16 protein-coding genes and 1 tRNA gene are annotated in these 18,527 nt (G+C 35.3%); 12 read left to right on the forward strand and 5 right to left on the reverse strand.

Translation table 11 applies throughout. The annotated features are described in order from the left end of the window. The first annotated feature begins 12 nt into the window (after nucleotides 1–12). From CQA38_RS03895 to CQA38_RS03930, 8 genes are all read left to right on the forward strand, one after another. On the forward strand, nucleotides 13–1,830 hold the full coding sequence (locus CQA38_RS03895; protein WP_137632685.1) for an ammonia-forming cytochrome c nitrite reductase subunit c552: 1,818 nt from the start codon (nucleotides 13–15) through the stop codon (nucleotides 1,828–1,830). 173 nt (nucleotides 1,831–2,003) lie between these two features. Next, nucleotides 2,004–2,555: a hypothetical protein gene (locus CQA38_RS03900; protein WP_137632686.1), complete on the forward strand. Its 552-nt coding sequence runs from the start codon at nucleotides 2,004–2,006 to the stop codon at nucleotides 2,553–2,555. A gap of 172 nt (nucleotides 2,556–2,727) precedes the next feature. Continuing rightward, nucleotides 2,728–2,817, forward strand: a tRNA-Ser gene (locus CQA38_RS03905). Between the two features lie 14 nt (nucleotides 2,818–2,831). Further along, nucleotides 2,832–4,877 (forward strand): capsular polysaccharide biosynthesis protein, encoded by a 2,046-nt coding sequence (locus CQA38_RS03910; RefSeq protein WP_137632687.1) that lies wholly within the window; start codon nucleotides 2,832–2,834, stop codon nucleotides 4,875–4,877. A 188-nt stretch (nucleotides 4,878–5,065) separates the two neighbouring features. Next, entirely contained in the window at nucleotides 5,066–6,253 is a 1,188-nt protein-coding gene (locus CQA38_RS03915) for a capsular biosynthesis protein (RefSeq protein ID WP_137632688.1), read from the forward strand. 105 nt (nucleotides 6,254–6,358) lie between these two features. After that, nucleotides 6,359–7,495, forward strand: a complete 1,137-nt coding sequence (locus CQA38_RS03920; protein ID WP_137632689.1) for a DUF829 domain-containing protein — start codon at nucleotides 6,359–6,361, stop codon at nucleotides 7,493–7,495. 6 nt (nucleotides 7,496–7,501) lie between these two features. Next, nucleotides 7,502–8,887: a cytochrome P450 gene (locus tag CQA38_RS03925; RefSeq protein ID WP_137632690.1), complete on the forward strand. Its 1,386-nt coding sequence runs from the start codon at nucleotides 7,502–7,504 to the stop codon at nucleotides 8,885–8,887. Continuing rightward, nucleotides 8,884–9,237 (forward strand): hypothetical protein, encoded by a 354-nt coding sequence (locus tag CQA38_RS03930; RefSeq protein WP_137632691.1) that lies wholly within the window; start codon nucleotides 8,884–8,886, stop codon nucleotides 9,235–9,237. Before CQA38_RS03925 ends, CQA38_RS03930 begins: the two co-directional genes overlap by 4 nt. A 6-nt stretch (nucleotides 9,238–9,243) precedes the next feature. Here CQA38_RS03930 and uvrB read toward each other — a convergent pair whose 3' ends face one another. Then, on the reverse strand, nucleotides 9,244–11,214 hold the full coding sequence (gene uvrB, locus CQA38_RS03935; RefSeq protein WP_137632692.1) for an excinuclease ABC subunit UvrB: 1,971 nt from the start codon (nucleotides 11,212–11,214) through the stop codon (nucleotides 9,244–9,246). Between the two features lie 102 nt (nucleotides 11,215–11,316). On the opposite strand from uvrB, the gene CQA38_RS03940 reads away from it, so the two are divergent. The 4 genes from CQA38_RS03940 to CQA38_RS03955 are packed head-to-tail and all read left to right on the forward strand — an operon-like array spanning nucleotide 11,317 to nucleotide 14,102. Next, nucleotides 11,317–11,547, forward strand: a complete 231-nt coding sequence (locus CQA38_RS03940; RefSeq protein WP_137632693.1) for a cell division protein ZapB — start codon at nucleotides 11,317–11,319, stop codon at nucleotides 11,545–11,547. After that, nucleotides 11,537–11,779 carry a hypothetical protein gene (locus CQA38_RS03945; RefSeq protein WP_137632694.1) on the forward strand — a complete coding sequence of 81 codons (243 nt, stop codon included), beginning with the start codon at nucleotides 11,537–11,539 and terminating at the stop codon, nucleotides 11,777–11,779. The genes CQA38_RS03940 and CQA38_RS03945 overlap by 11 nt, the downstream gene beginning before the upstream one ends. Nucleotides 11,780–11,784: 5 nt before the next feature. Then, entirely contained in the window at nucleotides 11,785–12,258 is a 474-nt protein-coding gene (locus CQA38_RS03950; RefSeq protein ID WP_137632695.1) for a prepilin-type N-terminal cleavage/methylation domain-containing protein, read from the forward strand. Then, nucleotides 12,255–14,102 (forward strand): primosomal protein N', encoded by a 1,848-nt coding sequence (locus tag CQA38_RS03955; protein WP_137632696.1) that lies wholly within the window; start codon nucleotides 12,255–12,257, stop codon nucleotides 14,100–14,102. The genes CQA38_RS03950 and CQA38_RS03955 overlap by 4 nt, the downstream gene beginning before the upstream one ends. Before the next feature lie 101 nt (nucleotides 14,103–14,203). On the opposite strand, the gene CQA38_RS03960 is transcribed toward CQA38_RS03955, so the two are convergent. From CQA38_RS03960 to acpP, 4 genes are all read right to left on the reverse strand, one after another. Then, nucleotides 14,204–15,841, reverse strand: a complete 1,638-nt coding sequence (locus CQA38_RS03960; protein ID WP_137632697.1) for a DUF2972 domain-containing protein — start codon at nucleotides 15,839–15,841, stop codon at nucleotides 14,204–14,206. Nucleotides 15,842–16,038: 197 nt separating this feature from the next. Next, nucleotides 16,039–16,977, reverse strand: coding sequence for an acetyl-CoA carboxylase carboxyltransferase subunit alpha (locus CQA38_RS03965; RefSeq protein WP_137632698.1), 939 nt, complete (start codon nucleotides 16,975–16,977; stop codon nucleotides 16,039–16,041). Next, nucleotides 16,978–18,192 carry a beta-ketoacyl-ACP synthase II gene (locus CQA38_RS03970; protein WP_137632699.1) on the reverse strand — a complete coding sequence of 405 codons (1,215 nt, stop codon included), beginning with the start codon at nucleotides 18,190–18,192 and terminating at the stop codon, nucleotides 16,978–16,980. A 50-nt stretch (nucleotides 18,193–18,242) separates the two neighbouring features. Next, nucleotides 18,243–18,479 carry an acyl carrier protein gene (gene acpP, locus CQA38_RS03975; protein WP_137632700.1) on the reverse strand — a complete coding sequence of 79 codons (237 nt, stop codon included), beginning with the start codon at nucleotides 18,477–18,479 and terminating at the stop codon, nucleotides 18,243–18,245. Between the last annotated feature and the right edge of the window lie 48 nt (nucleotides 18,480–18,527).

The following is an 18,527-nucleotide window of genomic DNA, read 5'->3' on the forward strand; positions in this document are numbered from 1 at the left end:
AAGGAGGAATGAATGAATAAAAAGTTATTAAGTGCGATTGTAATTGTTATCGTTTTGATCGCTGGGGTGCTTTATCTTAATAGTGATATCACCAAAAAACAAAACGAAGGGGTTGGAGGGATACTCTCTAAAGATTTAGTCGAGTTAAGTGATGATAATCCAACTTTTGATCATTGGGGTAAAAACTTCCCTGATTATTTGGATATGTATCTTACCGTTGAGACAGAAAAGCCTATAGCTACTGAATTTGGTGGAAATTTGGCGTATTCAAAGCTTATCCGCTATCCACAGCTTACTGTGCTTTGGGCAGGTTATCCTTTCTCTCTTGATGCAAATGAAGAAAGAGGGCACTTCTGGATACAAGTTGATCAAATGGATACAGCAAGAAACAACAAAGACTTCTTAAATGCTCACGGCTTTAAAGCTTTTGGCGGACAACCAGCTGCCTGTATGAATTGTCACAGTGGTTGGACTCCTTGGCTCTTAAACAATACTGCAAAAGGTGATTGGGTAGCGTTTAACTCAGCAAAATACTGGACTATGATCAAAACCGTTCCAGCAGTAAATGGCTATGCTGAAAACTCAGCCGAGCACTCAGGACCACATGGAGGCAAAAGAATGGGCGTAACTTGTGCGGATTGTCACAATCCAAATGATATGAGCTTAAGACTTACTCGTCCAGCAGCGATTAATGCTCTTGTTTCAAGAGGTTATGAAAAAGACCCAGTAGCTGGCATTAAGGCTACTCGCGAAGAGATGAGAACCCTTGTTTGTTCACAATGCCATGTTGAATACTACTTCAAACCAACCGGCACAAAGGTAAAAACTATAGGCGAAACCATAGCACAAGATCCAAGCAAAAAATGGTTTGATGGCACTCAAAAAACTTATGATGAGTTTGATTCTTTAAGAGATGGCAATCAATTCACAGAAATTGAAGTTGCGGGTATAGAACTAGCATTTCCTTGGAGTGAATGGAAAAAAGGACAGCCATTTAGGATAGAAATGTTTGATGATTATTATGACAAAGTGCGTGCAAACTTTGATAAAGATTGGGCTCACAAACTTAGTGGTGCGCCTATGATTAAAATTCAACACCCAGAAAGCGAGCTTTACAGCGGTGGCGTGCATGCAGCAAATGGCGTTTCATGCGCGGATTGTCATATGCCTTATATCAGAAAAGGTGCGAAAAAACTTACTCAACACAATGTAACTTCGCCTTTACAAGATATCAACGCAGCGTGCAAGACTTGCCATACTCAAAGCGAGGATTATCTAAAAGCTCAAATTTTAGATATTCAAAAATCAGTAGCGTATGATTTAAGAAGTGCTGAGTATGCAACAGTAAGTCTTATCATGGATATTAAAAACCTTAGAGAGCTTTTAGGTGCTAAGGCTGAGTATCAAACAGATGGCAAGGCTGATCAGGCTAAAATTTCAGCTGCGCTTAAAGAAGTGTTAGAACTTCACAGAAAAGCTCAAATGAGAGGCGATTTTGTAGGTGCTGAAAACTCAACAGGCTTTCACAACCCAAGAGAAGCTTCAAGAATGCTTTTACAAGCTGTTGAAATGGCAAGAGAAGGACAAACCAAACTCGTGCAAATCGCTGCAGCTAATGGTATAAATGACTTTAAAACCTCAAATCTTGGTTTTGAAGATATACAAAAGCTCAATCCGGGCGAAATTCGCTATAAAGTGGATATGAACGGACATAAAGCAGGCGATAGATACTATCAACACGAAGAGATTAACGGCAACCCGCCAGCTGAATATCTTGAGTTTGATAAAAACACTAAGCCATATAATTATCAAGTGATTGATAAATACTAAAATTAAAGCCCCACTTCGGGGCTTTTATATTTTTAACTTGCTATTTTTCTTGTTTTTTATATTGATTTAAACTTATTTTTTTGCTGTTCGCTTTTAATGAATTATCATTATTTGTTACATTTTGTTTATTAAAAAATATTAAATTTTGATACATAAAATGAAAGGATTTTGATATGAATAAAAATAAATTTTTTCGTCAAATTCATATTTATGTGAGTTTATTTTTCTTGCCACTTGCTTTGATGTATGCTATTACAGGTATAGCTTATATCTTTGGAGCAAATCAAGATATAGGACTTAAAGAACAAAGCTTTAGCGTAAAACAAACGCTTACTATAGGCAAAGAAAAAGAAGAACTTCTTACTTTGCTTAAAGAGCTCAAACTTAAAATTCCAAGTCATACCGAGCTTAAAAATGATAAAAGAGAAGGTGGTATGAGTATGGGTGGGGTGCATTATAGTGTAAATATCAAGCAAGAAAGTGATCAAGTTATTATTACTACAAAAGAGCGAAGTTTGCTTGGCGATATGATCATGCTTCATAAGGATAAGGGCAAATGGTATTTTGCTGTGCTTTCTGTGGGTTTTGGACTAGCTTTGATCACTCTTTACATCTCAGGGCTGATGATCACGCTTGTAGCGATGAAAAAAGACAGGCAAAAACAGCTTCTAACCCTTGCTTTTGCTTTTGTGATAACTTTTATCTTAGCCTATCTTAGCTTATAACACAGCTTCTTTAGGCTTTTTGAGCTTAAGAAATATTTAAATTTCTTTATTGTTTTTTGGTATGTTTATTTTGCTTTTGGGTTAAAAATAAAGTTAGCGGATTTAAGCCCCTTGAGTTTTTTAAGTTAAATTCAAGCTAAATTCGTTATAATTACAGCTTTAAAACTACAAAGGACAGATGGGTGAGTGGCTGAAACCACACCCCTGCTAAGGGTGCAGATCTTAACGGGTCTCGAGGGTTCAAATCCCTCTCTGTCCGCCACCTTCAAGGCTCTTATGAAACGATACGCAAACTCCAAACGCCTTATAAACAATGTCAAGTCTTTTTTAAATCTTAATCCTTTTATACTAGGTGCTAAGGTTGATAAAGCAAGTGTATTTTATGGTTGGGGGCGTAAGAATTCTGGACTTTGGGCGCTAAAACAAGCACAAAAGTATAAGGCTCAATTTGAGCTTTTAGAAGATGGTTTTTTACGCTCTGTTGGTTTAGGGCTTGAGCATTCGCCTAGTTTTAGTCTGGTGCGTGATGATGTAGGGATTTATTATGATGCTACCTCGCCTTCAAGGCTTGAAAACATACTCAATGAATATGATTTTAAACAAGATGAAAATTTGCTTAAAATCGCTCAAAAATCCATACAGCTTATCAAAAAATACGAACTAAGCAAATACAATAACGCACTTGATTTACCAGCTGATTTTTTTAAAAAAACAAAGCAAAAACGCATTTTAATCATCACTCAAAGTGCAAATGATGCGTCCTTAAAATACGGCTTAGCCTTGCAGTTTAGCACCCAAGAGATGATAAATGATGCTATAAAAGAAAATCCAAACGCTCAAATTTATATAAAAATTCACCCAGATGTGTTGAGTAAAAAGAAAAAAGCTGATTTTGACTTTGATAATTTGCCCCCAAACTGCACTTTACTTAAAGAAAATTTTAATCCCATAGCCTTGCTTAAGCATTTTGATAAGGTTTATACAAAGACTTCTCAAATGGGCTTTGAAGCCTTGCTGTGTGGTTGTGAGTGCGTGTGTTATGGCTTGCCCTTTTATGCGGGCTGGGGTTTAACTACAGATAAACTTGTCTGCGCTCGTCGCAAGAAAAAGCTTACACTTGAGGAGCTTTTTGCAGGAGCGTATATACTTTATAGCGAGTATTTCAATCCCTACTCACAAGAAAAAAGCGATATTTTAGATACTATAAACTCGCTTTACAAGTATAAAACGATCGAGCAAATAAATTCAAATACTTTGTTTTTCCTAGGTTTTTCGCTCTGGAAACACCCTTTTATCAAGCCTTTTTTTAAGGCTAAAAAAAATAGGCTCATTTTTTTAAATTCCCTTAAAAAGCCTATAAATTTTAAAGATAATGATAAGCTTTTTGTGTGGGGAGCAAGTTTTAGTGATGAAAAAATCAAAGAAGTTTTTGGCGAAAGGGTGCGAATTTTTAGAGTTGAAGATGGCTTTATCCGCTCGGTTTCTTTGGGTTCTGATTTGACGCGCCCTTTTTCTTTGGTGGTTGATAGCAAAGGGCTTTATATCGATCCAAGTAAGGAAAGTGATTTAGAATACCTCTTGCAAAATTATGAGTTTGATCACAGTCATATTAAAAGAGCGCAAAAAATCATCGCAAAGATCATTAAACACAAATTCTCAAAATACAACAACGATTTTCATAAAAATATAAAATTTAACGCCAAAGAAGGACAAAAAATCCTCCTCATCGCTGCTCAAGTTGAAGATGATGCTTCTATGTTACTTGGTGGCTTTAACTTAAGCACTCAAGAGCTTATCAAGCAAGCAAGGCTTGAAAACAAAGACGCTTATATAGTCTTTAAACCCCACCCTGATGTGCTAAGTGGCAACAGAAAAGGGCTAAAAGATGAAAAAATCATACTTGAGTATTGTGATGAGATTGTAAGTGATGTGAGTTTGCATTCTTGCTTAGATAGCGTTGATGAGGTGCATACTATCACTTCAACCGTTGGTTTTGAGGCGATTTTAAGAGCTAAAAAAGTGGTGGTGTATGGACTTCCTTTTTATGCGGGCTGGGGCTTAAGCACAGATAAACTTGTCTGTGCTCGCAGGAAGCGAAAGCTTAGCCTTGAAGAGCTTGTCGCAGGAGTTTTGCTTATATATCCAAGATATATTAATGCTAAAGATAAAGAACTTTGCGAGTTTGAGCCAGCCTTTAAGAGTTTGCTTAAGCTTCAAAATGCGTATTTTTCTAAAAAATGGCTGAGGTTTTTGCTGACTTTAAGAAATACTAGCCTAAGAAAGATAAGGCGAGTGTATGAATATTTTTTCATAAAAAATTAAATTTGATTTAGAAATTCTCCTTAATAAATTCTTGCATTAAAGCCAAGATAGAGCATAAAGAAAATTTAAAAAAATGTCGCTTTTTAGACTTTATTTCAAGTTAAATTTTTATTTTTTTGTTATAATTAAAATTTTGTAAAAATCAATATTTTATTTCAAAAATATAGGGCGAGGATACATTAGTCATTATGAATTTTAAGCAAAAGATGAAAGAATTTGCTGGTAAAAATGTTCTTTTATTGCAAGGTCCAATCGGTCCTTTTTTCAGCAAGCTCGCAAAAAAACTCAAACAAAATGACACTAGGGTATTTAAGCTTAATTTTAACGGCGGAGATAAGTTTTTTTATCCTTTTAACGCTCATAAATATAAAGGCGAGCTTAAAAATTTCAAAACCTTTTTTAAAAATTTTTGCAAAGAACACAAGATCGATTATATCATCACTTACAATGACTGCCGTCCTTTGCATAGCATAGCTATAAGGGCTGCTAAAAGCCTTAAAATAGGCGTTTATATCTTCGAAGAAGGCTATCTTCGCCCAAATTTCATCACTTTTGAGAAAAACGGCGTTAATGCAAATTCTCAGCTTCCTAGGGATAAGAATTTTTATCTTGATCTTGAAATTCCTGTAAGTGCTGCGAATAAGAAATTTGAGGGTGCTTTTGAGTGCATGGCATTTTTTGCTTTTTGGTATTGGCTTTTTGCTTTTTTGCTGGCCCCATTTTACAATAACCGCTTACATCATCGTTCTTTAAGTCCTCTTGAACTTATCCCTTGGATACGAGCTTTTTATAGGAAATTTTGGTATAAATTGAGTGAAAAAAAGACGAATGAAGAGCTTAAAAAGCTCAAAGGGAAGTATTTCGTCGCTGTTTTGCAGGTATTTAATGATACACAAATTTTAAAGCATTATAAGGGCAGGAGTGTTGAGCATTTCATCATTCAAACGCTAAGTTCTTTTGCTTTAAACACTAGAGATAAACACTGCCTTGTATTTAAGCATCATCCTATGGATAGGGGTTATACTCATTATGGTGCTTTGATAGATAGGCTTTGTAGGCAATACAAGCTTGAAGGAAGAGTGTTTTATATACACGATGCTCACTTGCCAAGTCTTTTAAACGATGCTTTGGGTTGTGTAGTGGTGAATTCAACCGTAGGGCTTTCAGCCTTGTATCATAACTGCCCGCTTAAGGTGTGCGGTAAGGCATTTTATGATATAGAGGGCTTGAGCTATCAAAAACCTTTAGATATATTTTGGAAAGAAGCCCATGCGTTTAAGCCAAATTATAAACTCTATACAAATTTTAGAAGCTACCTCATACAAAACAATCAAATCAATGGTAATTTTTACAAAAATTCTTTTTTAGATCTTTAACAATAAACTCGCAAGATCACTATAAATTGGGCTTTTTTGCTCTTATAAATGTTAGGAATTGATTAATTAATTTTAGTTAAATTCTTAAAAAAACAAAGAGCTATAATGCAAAAAAGAGATATTTTTTACATAGCAGGATATGATCCAAGAGGCTTTAGATATTATTATTTAATGTTTAAAAAAAATTTAGCCTTTTATGAAAAAAGAGCACAAAAAAAATTCATACTCTCTAAGAATAAACAAGAAAGTAAATTCCACACTTCTTGGAGTATTCAAGGTGAAAATTCGCAAAATTATTATCATTTTTTAGCATGGAATGACATAGTCAAGGCAAATTGGCATAAAAATATCTTTTCTATACTTGCTGATGCTTTTGATTTTTTTAAAATTTATGTGATTACGGGCTTGTTTGTGCGTTTTGCAAAGGCGTGCAAAGCTCCTTTAGTAGCTGGATTTTATCCATTTTTTTATGTGCTTTTTAGTTATTTGTTTATCTTTGCTTTGATCTTTTTGAGCTTTAAACCTATAGCAAATGTAAGTCATGAGATTGTAGCTGTGATATTTTCCTTGCTTGTGCTATATTTTTCAAGCAAGCTTATTTTTAAGATAGGCAATAAAACAGCAGCATTTTGGCTCTCGCGAATCTGTGCGTTTTGCTCTCGTTGGGCTAGAGGTGAGATTAAAGATATTGACGCAAGAACGGCTGAATTTGCTAAAATTGTTTTTAAAACCTTGAAAGCAAACGCACAAAAAGAAAATTACGAACTCATACTTTGCGCACATAGTGTAGGCACGATTTTAATCATCAATGTGCTTGCAGACTTGATTAAGCAAAGCCTTGATGAAAATATCCCTTTTGATAAGCTTAAGGTGCTTACTTTGGGCGAATGCGTGCCTTTGATGAGCTATCATAAACACGATAATTTATACAAACAAAATCTTGCCTTTTTAGCTCAATTTAAGCTTATTTGGTTTGATTTTACTTCCAAGATTGATGGAGCATGTTTTTATAAGGTTGATTTTTTTAAAACAAGCGGAGTTGAGGATATGCAAATTGCGCCTTCTTTTCTTTCCACACATTTTTATAAGCTTTATAGCAAAGAAGAATACGCTAAAATAAGGCGTGATTGGTATAGAGCCCATTTTTTATATTTAGAAGCAAGCCAGCACAAAGGCGAATATGACTTTTTTGCTTTTGTGCTTGATGAAAATTTGCTTGAAAACAAAATCAAAGCGAGGTAAAACACTATGGCACAATGTCCTTTCTATCCAAAACCCCACAAAAATAAGGCGTCAAATTTAATGACTTTTTTGCTTAAACGCAGATCATGGCTTGATGGACTATATGAGAGAAGTTATAGCATGCAAACAGGCAGGGTAAAAATGCCTGGCTTTGATCTTTTTGTGGTAAATAATCCCCAAGAAGTGAAAAAAATCATGGTAAGTGAGGTCAAAGAATTCCCAAAAAGTGAGCTTTTGCACCGCCTTTTAGAGCCGCTTTTAGGACAAAGCATTTTTACCACAAATGATGAGGTATGGAAAAAACAAAGAGAGCTTTTGCGTCCAAGCTTTGAGATGACAAGGATAGATAAGGTTTTTGAGCTTATGAGTGCAGCAGCTAGGGACTTAATCACTCGCCTTGAAAAGCAGCTTGACAAGCAAGCAGATGGCATTATCGAAGTTGATGAGGAGATGACCTTTGTGACAGCTGATGTGATTTTCCGCACTATAATGAGTGAAAAACTTGATGAGCAAAAAGGTAAAATCATACTTGATGCCTTTGTGACTTTTCAAGAACAAAGCGTGCGAACAGCGATGAGACAAATGTTTTGCTTTCCAAAATGGCTTTCAAATTTACTTGGCGAGAAAAAGCGTTTGGAAGCTGGAGAAGTGATAAGAAAGGTGCTTAGCGACATCATCAAACCTCGCTATGAAGAAGAAAACAAGGGCTTAGCAGGAGAGAGAAATGATATTTTAGCTTCTTTGCTTAAGGTTGTTGATAGCGATACGAATGAGCGTTTTTCTTTTAAGGAAATCCTTGATCAAGTTTCCATGCTCTTTTTAGCAGGACATGAAACCACGGCAAGTTCTTTAACTTGGACCTTATATTTGCTTTCTTTATATCAAGATGAGCAAGAAAGAGCTTATAAGGAGTTAAAAGAAATTCTACAAGATGAAAAAGAGCCAAAAATCGAGCATATTAAAAAGCTTAAATGGCTTAATTACTGCTTTAAAGAGGCATTAAGACTTTATCCACCGGTTGGATTTTTTGCTAGAAGTGCTAGAAAAGATACGCAAATTCGTGATAAAGAGGTTAAAAAAGGTTCAGGTGTGGTTGTTGCTCCTTGGCTCATACATCGCCACCGCAAAATTTGGCACAAGCCAGATGATTTTGATCCTTCAAGGTTTGAAAAGCTTGAAAATAAAGACGCTTATATGCCTTTTGGTATGGGAGAAAGGGTGTGTATAGGGCAGGGCTTTGCTATGCAAGAGGCTATGATTATACTTAGTTATATTTTAAGCAAATATAAGCTAGAATTACAAGAGAATTTTATCCCAGATGTCGTTGGACGTCTTACTATACGCACGGCAAATGGAATGTATATCAAGTTTAGTAAAAGAAAGAGTGAATGAAAGAAAAGCTAGCTGGCACCTTGCTTTTATGTGCTGTGGTGCCTTTGTTTATCATAGGGTATATTTTTATCGTTTTTGTAGGAATTTTCATCAGTGTAGCAAGGGTGCGTCAAGGTGTGCGCGCTATGGATCATTTTGTGAATGCAACGTTATTTAATGGCTATGCGTGGGAAAGCCTCTCTTCGCATGCGTGGCGAGAAAGAAAAAAAACTTGGGCTAAGGTGGTGATAAAAATCACTGATTTTTTTCAAAAAGATCATTGCAAAAGAGCCAATAAAAGAGAACAGCCCATTATCGATCTTATGCTTGAAAAAGGACTTGACAAGCAAAGTATAGGTAAGCAAATTTAAAGCAATTTATAAAGTGCGAAGCTTGGCTATCTCATCTCTTAAAGCGGCTGCTTTTTCAAACTCAAGTGCTTTAGCAGCTTCTAGCATTTGCTTTCTTAGCTCTTTTGCAAGCTTTGCTCTTTCACTTGCTGGCATTTTTTCTAAGCTTTTGCCCTTGCGATAAATTTCAGCCTCATTAAGATCATTTTTAAGACTATCTTCTAAGTTTCTTTTGACTGAAGTTGGGGTGATATTATGCTTTTTATTATAAGCTTCTTGCAAGGCTCTGCGTTTACTTGTGATGTCCATGGCTTCTTGCATAGACTTTGTGATTTTTTTGCAAAAGAGTAAAACCTTGCCATTGACATTTCTAGCTGCTCTACCCATGGTTTGAATAAGGCTTGTTGTGCTTCTTAAAAAGCCTTCTTTATCAGCGTCCATTATAGCAATAAGGCTAACTTCAGGCAGATCAAGTCCCTCACGGAGCAAATTTATGCCTATGAGTATGTCAAAAAGCCCTGTTCTAAGCCCTCTTATAATCTCATTTCGCTCGATAGCATCGATGTCAGAGTGCATGTATTTTACCTTTAAGCCAAGCTCTATATAATAGCGGCTAAGTTCTTCAGCTAGCTTTTTAGTTAGTACAGTAACTAAAACTCTTTCATTTCTAGCTATAACTTTTTTTGCCTCATCAAAGAGAATTTCAACTTGATTGTCGCTATCTTTTAGCTCTATTAAAGGATCAAGTAAGCCTGTTGGACGCATGATTTGCTCAAAGACTTGATTTTTGCTTAGTTCTAGCTCAAGGGGTGCTGGGGTTGCTGAAACAAAGAGAAATTGACAATTTTTGTTGATAAACTCATCAAACATTAAGGGGCGATTATCAAGGGCTGAGGGCAAGCGAAAACCATAATCTACTAAGGTTTGCTTCCTGCTTCTATCACCTGCAAACATACCCCTAAACTGAGGCAAAGACACATGGCTTTCATCGACAATAACAAGGAATTTTCTATCATTTATATTAAGATAATCAAAGAGCGTATAAGGCGTATCTCCTGGCTTTAAGCCCGTTAAATGTAAGGCATAATTTTCAATGCCCTTACACATACCCGTGCTTTCAAGCATTTCTAAGTCAAACTCAACCCTTTGTTTAAGACGTTGATACTCCACAAGTTTATTTTCATTTTCAAAAAAAGCTAGTCTGGAGGCAAGTTCTTTTTTAATGTCTTTAATAGCCTGTTTTAGCCTTACTTCACCAACACTAAACTGGCTTGTTGGATAGAGTATGAATTTTTTAAGCCCTTTACCTTTTTTGTTTTCAAGCGCATTAACATGATACATTCTTTCAAGCTCATCGCCAAAAAACTCAAGCCTTACCACCTCATCTTCAAAATAAGCTGGATAAATATCTATAGTATCGCCATTTACTCTAAAATCAGCCCTATCAAAAAAGGCATCATTTCTTTTATAGCCCATATCCACAAGCTTTTTTAAAAGCTCTTTTTGGCTAAGCTTCATACCTTCTTCAAGGATTAAAACCATGCCTACATACTCATTTGGATTGCCTAAACCATAATTTGCTGAAACACTAGCTATACAAAGCACATTTTCATAGCTTAAAAGTGAGGCTGTAGCACTTAAACGCAGCCTTTCTAAGTCCTCATTTACTGAGCTATCTTTTTCTATGAAAACATCAGTGCGTGGGATATACGCTTCTGGCTGATAATAATCATAATAACTGATAAAATACTCCACAAAATCTTCTTTAAAAAAGCCCTTAAATTCACTATAAAGCTGGGCACACAAGCTTTTGTTATGGCTCATAATCAAGGTTGGCATGTTTAGTTTTTCAATCACATTTGCCATAGTAAAAGTCTTTCCACTGCCTGTAACACCGAGTAAAGTTTGGTATTTATTGCCTGCTTTTATGCTTTTAACTATACCTTCAATGGCTTGTTTTTGATCAGGGCTTGGGCTAAATTCGCTGGTGAGTTTCATAGACTTTTTTCCTTTTAAAAAGCCAAATTCTACAAAAAAATGCTTAAAATTTAAAACTTTTTTGCTACAATTAGAAAAATATTTTTCAAAAAGGCAAAATCAATGTATGATGATAAGATTATCAACACACTTACAGATAAGGTTAATGAGCTTTTAGAGCGTTATAATGAACTCGTAGAAACCTGCGATAATTTAAGAAATGAACTTGTGAGTGTAAAAGCTCAAAATGAAGCTAAAAGTAATGAAATTTTAAGACTTGAAGAAGAGCTAAAAAGCAAAAACATAGTCAGCGAAGATATTACTAAGAAAATAGAGGCTGTACTTGGCAAGTGATGGGATAAAAGAAGTCATCGTCAATGTTTCAGCAAAAGATTTTACCGTTCGTTGCGGAGAGGATTTTGCAAACTATCTTGAAACAGATATTGATCTTGTTTCAAATGGAACAAAAAAAATAGAACTCAAACAATTCGTTAATGCCTTTGTGAAGAAAAGTTATGATTATTATATGTTGCAAAAAGAACTTAATAAGCTTTTAAAAACGATCAACGAAACACCGCTAAAGTAAAACTTATGGCTTTTAAAAAAGCTTTTTCCCTACTTGAACTTGTTTTAGTTATACTTATCTTAGCCTTGCTTGTGGGTATTGCTTTGCCGTATTTTCATCTTAACAAGCAAGATGCGAATTTGTTGCGTTTAAAGGCTGATTTTACAACTATACAAAGTGCTTTAGCTTTTCATAAAAATCAAGATATTTTCACTCAAGCACAAAATTTAGCCGTGCTTGATGAAGCAAGCATAATGAATGAAAAGCAGACTTTATTTTATTGCTCTTTAAGTGAGATTAAAGCATGTAATGGGGGCGATTGTTGCACAAAAAGTGTACTGGCAAGTCCAATTTACTCAAATTCTAAAGCATGGATGAAAACAGGAAAGCGAACCTATCGTTTTTATCTTAGTAGCAAAAGCTTTGTGGATTTTATATATGAGCCTAGCACTATGAGTTTTGAGTGTGTAAGTTCAAGTATTTGCAAAGAGCTTTTATGAATTATTATGAACTTGCCATTATAGGCTCTTATCTTGATAATCTTACTTATGAAAGCGAGTTTGAATGCGAGCTTTTAAGCGAGGTCATCGTACCTTTTGGCAAGCAAAATAAGCCTCATAGGGCTATCATTCTTAAAGAACTTTCAAAGCCAAATTTTATGACTAAGGCTATTGTAGAAAAAACCGGATGCGTTTTAAGCAAAACTCAATTTGAGCTAGCTTGCTTTATAAGTTATTATTATACTTGCAAGCTTGGCTTTGTTTTGGCTTCTTTTGAGCTTTTAAAGCCCTATGAAACCCATGCTTTTAACCCTCTAAAAAGCGTGAGTTTAAGTCCTTTACAAAGCAAGGCTTATGATTTTTTACAAGCTCAAAGCTCAAGCCTTCTTTTTGCAGATACAGGCAGTGGAAAAACTGAAATTTACATAAAGCTTATTGAAAAATATATGCAAAAAGGCGAGCAAGCTTTGCTTTTAATGCCAGAAATTTCACTTACCCCACAAATGCAAAAGCGTTTGAGTGTGTATTTTGAAGATAAATTCATCATGTGGCATTCAAAAATTTCAAAAAAGAAAAAAGATGAGGCTTTAAAAGCCTTGCAAAATGGTGAAATTTTACTTGTTGCTGGGGCAAGATCAGCTTTAAATTTACCCTTTCATAAACTAGGGCTTATCATCGTTGATGAAGAGCATGATAATTCTTATAAGGCAAATAACAAGCCTTATATCAATGCAAGGGATTTGGCTGTTTTTTTAGGACAAAAGCATAATATACAAGTGCTTTTAGGCTCAGCCACGCCAAGTTTAACCAGCTTTTATAAGCAAAAGCATTTTAGGCTCAAAGGCACCTTTTATGAAAGTGAAAAAGAATTCATCTTTGATGAGAGTGATTTAGGGCTTTCAAGCCTTGTTTTAAGAGAGCTTAAAACAAGTTTAAGAGCAAAAAAACAAGCCGTGATTTTTCTACCAAGTCGTGCAAATTTCCGCCAAGTGCAGTGTAAAAACTGCGGTGAGAGGATCAAATGCCCATTTTGTAGCATAGCCATGAGCATGTATAAAAATAAAAATCTTTTAAAATGCCATTATTGCTCATTTGTAAAGCCCATAGATCAAAGCTGCCCTCATTGCAAAGGCGTCATGCTTGAGGCAAGCAAGATAGGCACAGCAGAACTTTGCGAGCAATTAAAACAGGCTTTAAGTGAGTTTAGCCCAAATATTGCTCAGTTTGATCGCGATAAAATCACAAGTATGACTAAGCTTAATGCCATACTTAAGGACTTTAACGAGCAAAAGATTGATATTTTAGTTGGCACTTCAATGCTAGCTAAGGGACATGATTATCATAGTGTGGATTTAAGCGTGATTTTAGGGCTTGATGAGTTTTTGTTTCGTCCCAATTATAAAGCCAGTGAAGAATGTCTTGCTCTTGCTATGCAAGTAGCTGGAAGGGCTGGACGCAAGGGAAAAGCCAGGGTGCTTATACAAAGCAAGCAAAAGGCTTTTTTTCAAACTTATATTAAGGATTATGATCAATTCTTGCAAGATGAGCTTGAAAACAGAAAAAACCTTTACCCGCCTTTTAAAAGGCTTTTAAGACTTGTTATCGAGCATAAAGAGCAAAGAAAGGCAAAAGAGCTTTGCGAGTTTTTAGCTAGAGAGTTTAAAAAACTTAAAAGTGCTGAACTTATAGGCTTTGGAAGCTGTGCTATAGAGCTCATCAACGCAAAATGGCGTTTTTATCTTTTACTAAGAAGCCATACGCATACAAATTTGATCAAAATTGCTCAGTTTGCCCAGCAATACAAAGAAGTCAGTGCAGATATAGACCCAAATGATTTTTCTTAGTATTTTAGCTTTTTTAGTTTGAAAAGTTTTTATTAAAGCTAGCTTGATTATTAGCAAGTTTGCTTTAAATTTTTATATTTGAGCTCTCTTACTTATGTGCTTTAATCTTTTTTATCCAACTCTTCACACATTTTTTCAAATTCATTATAATACTTCCAAGATTTAAAAAAATGCGAATAATGTTCTGTAATATAGCTATATTCTTGATCTAAGGTTTGTTTAACCGCTTTGCGTTCAGCTTCATTTTCTCTTAAATACTCTAAAATTTGCTCGCAAGTTATTAAGTTTGAAACTATTTGCTTATCATTTTCAATCAAAGCTTTAATATAGCCTTGAATATAAGCTTTGCTAGTATTCATAAGTTTTTCATTATGTTTTAATGTTTTATATTCTGCTTTTTCTATACATACTATCAACTCCCTATCATTAATGATAATCTTTTGATCTAAAATTTCTTTACTTATATCGATATAGCCGCTTTGAAGCTTAGCTTTAAGCTGTAAATAAACCCCTATAATGAAGCTTATACCGCCTTCTTTTTGAAGTGATTGCAAATTTTGGCTTTGATTTTTTGCATTTTTTGTAAAAATATTATTTAAATCATCTTCATGAGCATATAAAACAACAGGCAAAGTTGCCAAACGCCCACTAGAAGCTACGCTAATTTTTTCTTTAAAAATAGCTTCATCTTTTGGGCTTTCAAAGCCAAATTTTAAGGCTAAATTTTTAAAAGTTTTAAAGGCTTTATCAGGTTTTATATCGTTAAAATCTATGCAAATGACTTCTTTGATGAAGTGTTGCCATTGTTTGATTTTAGTTTGAAAAGCTAGGCGATGGACTAGGTTTTTAATGATAATTTTAGGCTTTTCATTATTTGATATAGCATAATTCATCTTTGGAAAAAGCTTGGTATAATCGCAAGTTAAATTGAACTTTTTCATTAAAGGATCAATATGTAATTGCCCTGTATGATTGACAATAACTCTAATCATTTCTATAATATCTCTGGTAACAAAAATCAGAGGAACTTTTTCATCGATGAGATAGGGTAATTTAGACTTAGCCCAAATACCTTCATTGATACAACAAAGCGTTAATGCACAAAAATTATTTTTATCTTGTAAGACTCTATAATAATATGCAAATTTATCCTTATCCAAAGTCCAGTGAAATAAGGTTTTCACCTTACAATAATTAAAAAATTTTACCATAGCCTCAGAACCACTTGATCCAAAGGTAATATAAGTAAATTTATATCCTTTAGGCAAAGCCAAATTCAAATCCCAAGCTATTTCAGCTTCTATATCAACATAGCTTAAAGATTCATTTATTAATGCCCCCCCCCCATTTTGGGTTTGTAAAAGTTCGCAATCAAGCAAAGGAGGATAAGGATGTTTAGTATCAAGGTATTTTTCTTTAAATTTAGCTGAAGCTAACCAATTTTGGATTTCTTCTAAATGCATAAAGATAAAATACAAACTTGAAGGGGCTATATGCTTAAATGAAAAAGAAGCTCTTTGAAAAAGAATGGCATTTACATCCTGAAAACACTCAAAAAAAGCTCCTATTTCTTCCCTAGAGAGAAAAAACAAAGAAGAAGGCTTAATGTCAAGAATTTTAAATTGAAGCTGTGTATTTTTAGGCAGTCTTTTTAAGCCTTTGTAAATAGTTTTACTTTTTTTAAAAGCACTATAAGTATGAGCAAAAAAAAGATAAAGAGTGTGAATTAAGCTAAACATTAAAACACCCTTTGCAAATTTGGTATAAATAAAGAAGCTAAAGGGAAAGAAAAAAGACTTTGTTTGAAAAAAGATGATTTAGAGTTTAATGCCCCCCCCCCCTAGAAATATACTTAAACAAAAGTTAAAAGAATTCATTTAAGACCTTATTTTTAAATATGGAGCAAAATTTGTGTATAATACAAATACTCCAAAGATCAAGCTTCTTCAAAGGCACCCAAAGAAAGAATCTTTTGCATTCTACTTGCAACGAGTTCTTTTTTGTTTGTATTTTCAAGTTCTTCTAGGGCTTTGCTTACATAAGTAGCGATATTTTTTGCAGCGATTTCTTTGTTTCTGTGAGCTCCATTGATACTCTCATCAATCACTGCATCAATCAAGCCTTGAGATTTAAGATCATCAGCTGTTATTTTAAGGGCTTTGGCAGCTTGTTCGCTTTTGGCTGGATCGTTCCAAAGTATAGCCGCACAGCCTTCAGGAGAGATGACAGAAAATACAGAGTTTTTCATCATCGCCAAACGATCAGCTACACCTATGGCTAAAGCCCCGCCACTTCCACCTTCACCTATAACTACAGCAAGCGTGATAGTTTCTAAGGCACTCAGCTCGTATAAATTTCTAGCTATAGCTTCGCTCTGTCCTCTTTCTTCAGCTCCAATACCTGGATATGCTCCCGGAGTATCGACAAGAAAGAGTATAGGTAAGCCAAATTTTTCAGCCAATCTTGCGGCTCTTAAAGCCTTTCTATAGCCTTCAGGATGAGGCATACCAAAATTTCTAGCGATTTTATCTTTTGTACCTCGCCCTTTTTGCTCGCCGATAATCATAAGCTTTTTTCCACCAAGATAGCCTATAAAACACACTATACTTGGATCATCTCTAAAGGTTCTATCGCCGTGAATTTCATAAGCATCGCTTAGTAAAAGCTCGATGTAATCAAGCGCATAAGGGCGATCAGGATGACGAGCTAGTTGGAGGCGTTGAAAGTCGCTTAAATTTTTATATACTTTAGCGATTTCTTTTTCTAAATTTTTCTTAAGTATATTTACAGCGTCGATATCGCCTTTAATCTGAGCATTAACAATATCATCATCAATTTGTTGAATGCTCTTTTCAAAATCCAAATACGCAGCCATTTAATCCAACTTTTTAAAAATCACCGAGCCATTTGTGCCACCAAAGCCAAAAGAATTGCTCATCACAGCCTTTAATTCGGCTTTCTTAGCTACATTTGGCACATAATCTAAATCACAATCCTCATCTTTGACAAGTTGATTAATAGTTGGTGGAACTATGCCAGTATTTAAAGCCATTAAAGAAATCACGGCTTCCAAAGCTCCAGCCGCACCTAAGCAGTGCCCAAGCTGTCCTTTTGTAGAGCTGATTAGCGGAATATTCGCACCAAAAAGCTCTTTAATCGCTGCTGTTTCATTTTTGTCATTTGCTGGAGTTGAAGTGCCATGTGCGTTGATATAATCTATCTTTATGCCCCCAGCCATTTTCAAGGCTTTTTGCATAGCACGAAGCGGTCCATCAAGGCTTGGAGAAGTGATATGATGCGCATCTCCACTTTCGCCATATCCCACAAGCTCGGCATAAATTCTTGCCCCTCTTTTTTTGGCTGCTTCGTATTCTTCAAAAACCAAAGCCGCAGCACCTTCGCCCATCACAAAGCCATCTCTTTCTTTATCAAAAGGGCGTGAGGCGTGCTGTGGATCATCATTTCTCGTAGAAAGAGCTTTCATCGCTGCAAAGCCACCTATACCCACAGGGCAGATTGTTGCTTCAGCACCAATAACTAGCATTTTTTCAGCATCGCCTAAGGCTATACTTTTATACGCTTCAGCAATGGCGTGAGTTGAAGCCGCACAAGCTGTAACGCAGGCTATATTAGGTCCTTTTAAGCCGTGTTCTATCGAGATCACTCCACCTAGCATATTTACTAGTGCAGAAGGCACAAAAAAAGGTGAAATTTTTCTTGCGCCTCTTTCAAAGCAGGTAACTGAGTTTTTTTCTATATTTGGCAAACCACCTATACCAGCACCAGAAACGACTCCAAAGCTTTCTTTATCCAAATTCTCATCAAAGTTTGCATCACTCATCGCTTCTTTGGCAGCTTTTATGCCAAGCTGTATAAAGCGATCAAGCTTTTTTACTTCCTTAGGATCAATCACTTTTAAAGGATCAAAACCCTTTACTTCAGCTGCAATTTGCACTGGAAATTCGCTTGCATCAAAAAGCGTAATCTTATCTACACCGCTTTTGCCTTCGCAAATCGCCTTAAAAGAACTCTCTTTGTCTAAGCCTAAAGCATTGATCATTCCAATGCCCGTAACTACAACCCTTGCCAAATTTTACTCCTTTTAATTTACAATCTTAAAATTTTTAAGATAAAATTAAATTATTTTGACAAATGTTCGTCTATATATTTTACTACATCTTCGATTTTGATGAGTTTTTCAGCATCGCCATCTGGAATTTCAACACCAAATTTTTCTTCTAAAGCCATGATAAGCTCAACCACATCTAAAGAATCAGCCCCTAGATCTTCAATGATTTTAGATTCTAATTTTACAGAATCACCATCTACACTTAATTGCTCTACAACGACACTCTTTACATCATCAAAAGTTGCCATTTTTTCTCCTTTGAAAAATTAAAATAAAGCGTATTTTATAATAACTTT

This window comes from Campylobacter sp. MIT 12-5580 (genome assembly GCF_005406235.1).
GTDB lineage: Bacteria > Campylobacterota > Campylobacteria > Campylobacterales > Campylobacteraceae > Campylobacter_D.

Coding starts and splice junctions, on each gene's coding strand:
- CQA38_RS03900 (WP_137632686.1), top strand. CDS start 2,004: ATGAATAAAAATAAATTTTTTCGTCAAATTCATATTTATGTGAGTTTA.
- acpP (WP_137632700.1), bottom strand. CDS start 18,479: ATGGCAACTTTTGATGATGTAAAGAGTGTCGTTGTAGAGCAATTAAGT.
- CQA38_RS03955 (WP_137632696.1), top strand. CDS start 12,255: ATGAATTATTATGAACTTGCCATTATAGGCTCTTATCTTGATAATCTT.
- uvrB (WP_137632692.1), bottom strand. CDS start 11,214: ATGAAACTCACCAGCGAATTTAGCCCAAGCCCTGATCAAAAACAAGCC.
- CQA38_RS03965 (WP_137632698.1), bottom strand. CDS start 16,977: ATGGCTGCGTATTTGGATTTTGAAAAGAGCATTCAACAAATTGATGAT.
- CQA38_RS03950 (WP_137632695.1), top strand. CDS start 11,785: ATGGCTTTTAAAAAAGCTTTTTCCCTACTTGAACTTGTTTTAGTTATA.
- CQA38_RS03895 (WP_137632685.1), top strand. CDS start 13: ATGAATAAAAAGTTATTAAGTGCGATTGTAATTGTTATCGTTTTGATC.
- CQA38_RS03920 (WP_137632689.1), top strand. CDS start 6,359: ATGCAAAAAAGAGATATTTTTTACATAGCAGGATATGATCCAAGAGGC.
- CQA38_RS03925 (WP_137632690.1), top strand. CDS start 7,502: ATGGCACAATGTCCTTTCTATCCAAAACCCCACAAAAATAAGGCGTCA.
- CQA38_RS03930 (WP_137632691.1), top strand. CDS start 8,884: ATGAAAGAAAAGCTAGCTGGCACCTTGCTTTTATGTGCTGTGGTGCCT.
- CQA38_RS03915 (WP_137632688.1), top strand. CDS start 5,066: ATGAATTTTAAGCAAAAGATGAAAGAATTTGCTGGTAAAAATGTTCTT.
- CQA38_RS03960 (WP_137632697.1), bottom strand. CDS start 15,841: ATGTTTAGCTTAATTCACACTCTTTATCTTTTTTTTGCTCATACTTAT.
- CQA38_RS03940 (WP_137632693.1), top strand. CDS start 11,317: ATGTATGATGATAAGATTATCAACACACTTACAGATAAGGTTAATGAG.
- CQA38_RS03910 (WP_137632687.1), top strand. CDS start 2,832: ATGAAACGATACGCAAACTCCAAACGCCTTATAAACAATGTCAAGTCT.